The 5,807-nt window shown below is 47.5% G+C and carries 8 protein-coding genes; all 8 read left to right on the forward strand.

From position 1 onward, the window contains the following. The first annotated feature begins 227 nt into the window (after positions 1-227). The 8 genes from AC5JLB_RS11495 (at position 228) to AC5JLB_RS11530 (ending at position 5,736) form a co-directional block, all read left to right on the forward strand. On the forward strand, positions 228-368 hold the full coding sequence (locus AC5JLB_RS11495) for a hypothetical protein (protein ID WP_495873970.1): 141 nt from the start codon (positions 228-230) through the stop codon (positions 366-368). Between the two features lie 266 nt (positions 369-634). Then, positions 635-1,192 (forward strand): DsbA family protein, encoded by a 558-nt coding sequence (locus AC5JLB_RS11500; protein ID WP_495873971.1) that lies wholly within the window; start codon positions 635-637, stop codon positions 1,190-1,192. Positions 1,193-1,347: 155 nt separating this feature from the next. Then, positions 1,348-1,776, forward strand: coding sequence for a nuclear transport factor 2 family protein (locus AC5JLB_RS11505; protein WP_495873972.1), 429 nt, complete (start codon positions 1,348-1,350; stop codon positions 1,774-1,776). A gap of 53 nt (positions 1,777-1,829) precedes the next feature. After that, positions 1,830-2,282: a cupin domain-containing protein gene (locus AC5JLB_RS11510; protein WP_495873973.1), complete on the forward strand. Its 453-nt coding sequence runs from the start codon at positions 1,830-1,832 to the stop codon at positions 2,280-2,282. A gap of 10 nt (positions 2,283-2,292) precedes the next feature. After that, positions 2,293-2,811, forward strand: coding sequence for a cupin domain-containing protein (locus AC5JLB_RS11515; protein WP_495873974.1), 519 nt, complete (start codon positions 2,293-2,295; stop codon positions 2,809-2,811). A 127-nt stretch (positions 2,812-2,938) separates the two neighbouring features. After that, positions 2,939-3,328, forward strand: coding sequence for a DUF302 domain-containing protein (locus tag AC5JLB_RS11520; protein WP_495873975.1), 390 nt, complete (start codon positions 2,939-2,941; stop codon positions 3,326-3,328). Between the two features lie 39 nt (positions 3,329-3,367). Next, the gene (locus tag AC5JLB_RS11525) at positions 3,368-4,306 is read left to right on the forward strand and encodes an alpha/beta hydrolase (RefSeq protein ID WP_495873976.1); all 939 of its coding nucleotides are present in this window, start codon (positions 3,368-3,370) and stop codon (positions 4,304-4,306) included. Between the two features lie 41 nt (positions 4,307-4,347). Next, positions 4,348-5,736: a mercuric reductase gene (locus AC5JLB_RS11530; protein ID WP_495873977.1), complete on the forward strand. Its 1,389-nt coding sequence runs from the start codon at positions 4,348-4,350 to the stop codon at positions 5,734-5,736. The last annotated feature ends 71 nt before the right edge of the window (positions 5,737-5,807 follow it).

The following is a 5,807-nucleotide window of genomic DNA, read 5'->3' on the forward strand; positions in this document are numbered from 1 at the left end:
CGCATTTGAACCGATTCGAGGACACTTTCATCCCAAGCAACATCAACTGACTGCCCCCCGACATCGCCAAGAACTGTGCCAACGATTTGAAGATTGGCGAGAAGTCGCTTGCTTGAAAACTGCTGCGTAAAATTGAGCGAACCTGATGATTGAGGGATTGTTGTGCTTAATTTTGAACATCTCCGGTTAAGTTGACAATACCGGAGAACGAGTCAGTGGAGTTGGGCTTGTCCTACCTTACCATTGACCCGTTTTTGCGACACAACCCCGTTAGGTCTCATGTCAATCGTATCTTGAGTAAGTTGGGAGTCAACGATCGCACTCAAGCTGTGATTATTGCAGTGAAGCGTGGACTTGTGAGTTTGTGAGTTGTGCTCAAGTTTGAGTTTAGGTTCCAACTTGAGGTGTATCTAGACCTCAATGTTGAGATGGAATGATTGGTTGATCCGATGATGGTGGAAAAGTTCCAACTCTAAGCGGACGAAAACCGAGAGGCAATTGCCTATAGTGAACTCATGCTAACAAGGGTAGCAAAGCAACCGAGTTGTAGGATTGAAGGTTACTTGACGTAGGTTACAGCAGGAGGGTTGTAGGCGATTGGTTGCGATCAGCGTACTTTTTCTTGGAGACATCAGTGTCTGACGATCGTGATCCCATTTCGTTATTCGTTCCACCGTCACTACAAGATCATAGGCAAGGGGTGTTGAATGCCGTGGTGGTGTTGGTGATGTACGGAGATTATCAATCTCCTCAAAGTGCAGATATTTACCAACTGATTAGAGCCATTCAACAAGAGTTTATTGTTTCGTTTGGAGAGAATTACCTACGCTTCATCTTTCGGCATTTTCCCCAGCGTCAGATCCATGCTCAGGCTCAACGTGCGGCTGAGGCGGCTGAGGCGGCGGCTATTCAGAGTCAGTTTTGGCAGATGCACGAGTTGCTGTTCATCCATCAGCAAGAGCTAGGAAACGGTTATCTGGTGGAGTATGCCAATCATTTAGGACTTGATATGTACCGATTTTTGCAAGATTTATCTAGGGGAGTGTATGTCGATCTCATCAATGCAGATATTGAAAGTGGACACCAAAGTGGAGTAACGTCTGCTCCAGCTTTGTTTATTAATGGAATTCGTTATACCAATCGGTGGGACATGAAACAGTTGATGGCAACCATCGTTAATGCAATTCATTGAGTTTTCTAAGCTATTCCAGCAATAAGAAGCAACATTTGAAACAGACCTGAAACAACTGTTGGCGATTGAGCAAAGTTCACGCTTCGCGAACGTGGCTGGTAAGCACTCATTCGCCGCTGAGAATAAACAACAAATAGAGCAGGAGAATCACGATCATGACTATGCCAACACGTTCTCAACCAGGAGTTGTTGCACCAATGTCCGACCACCATGCCCAACTCGACATCGCTCGTCGTTTCCACGCAGCACTTGTTGCTCGTGACTGGAGTGCAATCCGTGTTCTCTTTACAGACGACGCACAGTGGACACTACCAGGTGACAATACAATCTCAGGCACCGCTAACGGAGCCGATGCAGTGGTCGATCTCGCCCGCAAAATTGCAGGCTATGGGCTGAACTTCGAGCTGCTGCATATTCTTGTTAGCCGAGACAATGTAGCGCTGTCCTTGCACAATACGGCACAACAAGATGAGCGGATACTCGACGAGCATCTAGCTACAGTTTGTCGGCTCAAGGATGGCAAAATCGCTGCGATCGAAACGTTTCTCTCAGATGTTGATGCTATGAACGCTTTCTTTATCTAAATCGGAAGCTTCAACATTCACGAAACTACTCATTCATCAATAGGAGCAATTTCATGACGCAATCATTCTGGTTTTTTGGTTCTCAACTCACCATCGTTGCGGATCACACCACAACGGGAGGCAAGTATGATCTAATTGAGGGTTACTTCCCACCCGGCTCACAAACTCCTCCCCATCGCCACACGCGCTATTCCGAACAACTCTATGTGCTGGAAGGGGAATTCACCGTCTGGGCAGGGGAGAACAAGATGGTACTAAACGCGGGTGAAAGCTTCCTGATTCCGATCGGTACACCTCATGTTGTTGCTGCACTCAGCGATCAGCCAGCTCGTGGGTTGATTATTGCTGCGCCCAGTGCTTTTGCTCGGTTGATTGAAGCAGCAGGGACATCGAACGAAAATGAACCATCGGATATAGCGGTGTTCGATCGCATCTCTGCCGAAATTGGTGACGAAATTCTGGGCGCGCCTGGAGATTTGCCCGTTACAGTGGCTCAGGTTCAGTAACTCCCACAGTATGAAACAACAGTCATATTACGACTCAAATGAATCAGAAGGTGTTTTGTTACAACCGGGTCAGGGAACGTCTTACTGGGTATTGGGTGATTTGTATACCTTTAAGACCGTGAGCAACGATACGAATGGAACGTATTCGCTGATGGAGATGATTGTCTATCCCCAAATTGGTTCACCTCCCCACATCCACAGCCGCGAAGATGAATCTTTTTTGGTGCAATCGGGAGAAATTCAGTTTCAAATTGATGGTCAAACTCTTGTGGCAACAACCCCTGGAACTTTTATTTACTCGACCAGAGGAAAAACTCACCTGTTTGCGAACGTCAGCAGTCAACCTGCCATCATGCTGTGCTGGGTCACGCCTGCTGGACTGGAACAGTTTTTCATGGAGATTGGCACTCCGGCTGATGATCTAACCGTACTGCCACCCCCGGTCACAGATGCAGATATCCAGAAAACGATCGCTCTGGCTCCCCAATACGGTCTGACCATTCTTCCCTCAGCCTCTGCGATCGATTAAATGAAACTTCCCCGCATCAGACAATAGCAGCTTTGTCAACGGCATCAAATTGTTTGTTGACGGTGGTATGGCGCAGATCTAAAGCGTCCCAAAAATACTTGGCAAAATCATTGAGGAGTTCGCTGTCATGACTGCAACTAACGGCATCATTAGCCAGCCTAGCCCCTACTCTGTGACTGAAACAATGAATCGCTTAGAAGCCCTCCTTCAGGCAAAAGGCATCACGATTTTTGCCCGTATTGATCAACAGGTTGAAGCTGAAAAGGTTGGATTAAGTCTGCGTCCGACGCAATTGTTGCTGTTTGGCAATCCTAAAGCTGGAACACCGTTGATGGTTGCAGAACCCACGATCGCCCTGGATTTGCCCTTAAAGGTACTGGCATGGGAAACAACTGACGGCAAAGTGTGGCTGAGTTACAACAATCCCAATTACTTAAAACAAAGATTTTCTCTCTCCGATAACTTAGTTGGGAATATCGCGGTTATAGCACCTTTGATCCATCAAGCCCTACTGTAAATAACTCTTCAAAACTACAAACTTATCCTGATTTCACCTATGCAAGTAAGAACCACCAGTTTCGATAGTAAAGGTCTAAAGTGTTCCGTCACGTTTTACAGTCCAGATAAAGCTGCATCCGGCGATCGTTATCCAGCAATTGTTATGGCTCATGGAATTGGCTTGATCAAAGAGATGGGTTTGCCGCAATTTGCTGAACGCTTCGTTCAAGCTGGTTTCGCCGTCACACTGTTCGATTTTCGCTACCTAGGTGCCAGTGAAGGAGAACCTCGTGGGCAAGTGCTTCCTGCCGAGCAGCAAGAAGACTATCGCAACGCTATCACCTGGACTCAGATCCAAAGCGAAGTTGATCCCGATCGCATCGGACTGTGGGGCTTCTCCTACAGCGGTGGTCATGTGCTGCATCTAGCTGCCTTCGATCCGCGCGTGAAAGCGGTCGTGGCGCAAATGCCTGCGGTGAACGCCTTTCTCAACTCTCGCCGCCTGACCCCGCCGCTCCAACTCGATGAACTCACGAAGCTGCTTTCCCAGGATCGGATTAAGCGGTATCAAACTGGAGAGGTCAGTTATTTGCCCTTAGTTGCTCCACCCGGTCAACCCTGCTTCCTTGCAACACCGGATGCGTTTGCTTGGGCTGAAGCGACCAAGAGCGCGAGCAAAGGAAGATGGGAAAATCGAATTACTTTTGAATCCATTGAACACTGTCTCTATTACGAATCTGTTCCTCACCCAGAGGCAATCTTTCCCACTCCGCTATGCTTAATTGTAGGCGAGAAAGACTTTCTTGCAGCTCCCGACTTAACTGCTGCTGTCTACGCTCATGCGATAGAGCCAAAGTCTTTCACAATCTTGAAAGGCGGGCATTTTGACGGCTTCCAGGGAGAAGGCTTTGAGATTGCCAGTACAACTGCCGTAAAGTGGTTTGAAAGATATTTGCAGCAGGTTAAACGACCTGTCCTAGAATTTGCCGTTGCTTAACGATTGATGCGATCGCTCATAAACTCGAAGGAGAGTTAGTAATGAACGCTGAATACTACGACGACATCATTGTTGGGGGTGGCAAAGCGGGCAAAACACTAGCACCCGCGCTAGTTAAGGATGGACGCAAAACCGCTTTGGTTGAACGCAGTTTAAACATGATTGGGGGAACATGCATCAACGTTGCCTGCATTCCGACTAAAACAATGGTAGCAAGTGCAGAAGTAGCTAACACTGTGCGATACAGTGCCGCTTATGGTATCACTACCACACTACCGACTGTTGATATAACAGCAGTCATTCAGCGTAAGCGATCAGTTGTGCAAGCTATGCGGGAAATGAATTTGCACAATCTAGAGACCGCTCTAGGGCACGATCTAATTATTGGTACAGCTCGCTTTGTTGCTGCCAAAACAGTCGAAGTCACAACAGCTGAAGGAACAACTCGCTTACTAACTGCCGAACGATTCTTCATCAATACGGGTACGCAACCGTTGATTCCGCCTATTCCCGGACTGGAAGAAACTGGTTTTCTCACCAGTGAGTCGATTATGGAACTGGAACAATTACCAGAGCATTTGATTGTGCTTGGCAGTGGCTACATTGGATTAGAGTTTGCTCAAATGTTTCGACGCTTTGGCGCTCGCGTTACTGTGATTGGGCAAAGTGGGCAAATCTTATCAGATCAAGATCCCGATATTGCCATCGCTGTTCAAACACTTCTAGAACAAGAAGGAATTGAATTTCTGCTGAACGCGAAGGTATCGAGAGTCGATCGCGCTGGTCATGCGACTAAACTGCAAGTTCAAGTAGCCGATCGAGAAATCGAACTTCAAGGTTCATATTTACTCGTTGCTGTGGGCCGTGCGTCAACAGCCAATACCTTAAATTTAGCTGCTGCTAGCGTGGAGACTGACGCACGCAGATTTATTGTGGTCAACGATCGCCTGGAAACTAACGTACCGGGAATTTGGGCATTAGGTGACATCAATGGCGGACCGCAATATACTCATAAATCCCTTGACGATTACCGCATTGTCAAAGCGAATTTGATTGATGGCGGCAACCGTAGCACCAACGATCGCTTAATTCCCTCCTGTCTGTTCATTGATCCAGAACTGGCACATGTTGGTCTGACTGAAACCGAAGCACAGCAACAAGGGTATGCGATTCGGGTCGCGAAGCTGGATGCTTCAGCGATTCCCAGAGCAAAAACGTTGGGTCAGACCGATGGAGTATTGAAAGCGATCGTGGATACCGAAACGGGTCGGATTCTCGGTTGTTCACTGTTATGTCATGCAGCAGGTGAAATAATTTCAACAGTGCAGATGGTGATGCAGGCTCAGATGCCGTATACCGTTCTGCGTGATGGTGTTTTGACTCATCCCACCATGACTGAAGGATTAAACATGCTGTTTTCAAAGCTGTAATCCCTCTTCTGCAAATGCTTAGGATCGTGGATTAAATAAGACCGGAAATCATCAGCCCTGTGGTTTAGCCG

The organism is Myxacorys chilensis (assembly GCF_059505265.1).

Coding starts and splice junctions, on each gene's coding strand:
- AC5JLB_RS11505 (WP_495873972.1), top strand. CDS start 1,348: ATGACTATGCCAACACGTTCTCAACCAGGAGTTGTTGCACCAATGTCC.
- AC5JLB_RS11510 (WP_495873973.1), top strand. CDS start 1,830: ATGACGCAATCATTCTGGTTTTTTGGTTCTCAACTCACCATCGTTGCG.
- AC5JLB_RS11515 (WP_495873974.1), top strand. CDS start 2,293: ATGAAACAACAGTCATATTACGACTCAAATGAATCAGAAGGTGTTTTG.
- AC5JLB_RS11520 (WP_495873975.1), top strand. CDS start 2,939: ATGACTGCAACTAACGGCATCATTAGCCAGCCTAGCCCCTACTCTGTG.
- AC5JLB_RS11525 (WP_495873976.1), top strand. CDS start 3,368: ATGCAAGTAAGAACCACCAGTTTCGATAGTAAAGGTCTAAAGTGTTCC.
- AC5JLB_RS11530 (WP_495873977.1), top strand. CDS start 4,348: ATGAACGCTGAATACTACGACGACATCATTGTTGGGGGTGGCAAAGCG.